Origin of the sequence: Aneurinibacillus aneurinilyticus ATCC 12856 (genome assembly GCF_000466385.1) — a bacterium.
GTDB lineage: Bacteria > Bacillota > Bacilli > Aneurinibacillales > Aneurinibacillaceae > Aneurinibacillus > Aneurinibacillus aneurinilyticus.
On the sequence record NZ_KE952806.1, the window covers coordinates 1 to 1,034 of the forward strand.

The window sequence follows — 1,034 nt, forward strand, 5'->3', positions numbered from 1 at the left end:
GCTTTTTTGGAAAAGCAATTATGAAATTGATTCATGTATCAAAGAATTCTAGATATAATTCGTTTATCCCTTCTTTTCAAGTGTTATTGATACTCCAAAACGTCCTAAAGTTGACGGTATTGCCTGTCCAGAAACTGACGAGTATAATGTCCTCGTTATTATTCTGGAGAAAGAAAAAAGACATCTCCCTTTGTGTGCTATAGCGCCCCACTCTAAAATGCGACGATAAGATGTGTAGAGGTATCCCTTTTGATATAATCATATTTAACAGGAGGGAACGGAACATGAAACGTCGCAAATGGTCAGCGGAGGAAAAAATGAATATCGTGATAGAGGGGCTAAAGGGAGAACAATCCGTCGCCGAGATTTGCAGACAACATAACATTAGCCAGATTTTGTATTACCGTTGGAAAGATGAGTTCATCCAAGGGGGAATGGGTGTCCTTTCGGGTAAACAACGTAAGACAGCAAAAGAAGACGCTGCCGTTCAAGCAAAATTGGACGAGTATGAGAAACTGATTGGCAAGTTGACTGTAAAAATTTCAACGCTAAAAAAACGTTCGACATCTGAGCAAGGAGCATTGGGCATGTATCTTTGAAGTAGTGGAAGATTCTCACCTATCGGTGGAAGAAGTATGCCGTCTGCTTGGTGTACACAAAAGTGTGGCGCTACCCCATCGCCATCAACTTTTAAAAAAAGAACACCCCAAATGATAAAATGAGCATTTTAGCATTGAAAATACAGATGATTTTTGTTCGGGGGAGGCTATAAAATTCTTAACTTGATAGTGATACAGCAGTATCCTAAACAGGATATCTTTGGTTTAGCCTTCCTTTTAGGAATCCGCATCTATAAGAGAAAGACTAGTAAAGCAAGCTTGTGGCCTTTCTTTTTTATAAGGTTGAGTTAACATTTGCGGCCAATTCTACCAACAGTTAAAGAATCAACTGCGAAATCGGTACAACATCAAAAAAGAATTGCACATAAATATTCAAAATTGTATCAAGGGTGTTGATTATCCAGTATAATCCAG

1 protein-coding gene is annotated in these 1,034 nt (G+C 38.6%); it reads left to right on the plus strand.

Annotation, left to right across the window (positions count from 1 at the left end; all coding sequences use genetic code 11):
* Nucleotides 1-284: 284 nt before the first annotated feature.
* Nucleotides 285-599 (plus strand): transposase, encoded by a 315-nt coding sequence (locus HMPREF0083_RS13940; RefSeq protein WP_040302826.1) that lies wholly within the window; start codon nt 285-287, stop codon nt 597-599.
* Nucleotides 600-1,034: the final 435 nt, after the last annotated feature.

Coding starts and splice junctions, on each gene's coding strand:
- HMPREF0083_RS13940 (WP_040302826.1), top strand. CDS start 285: ATGAAACGTCGCAAATGGTCAGCGGAGGAAAAAATGAATATCGTGATA.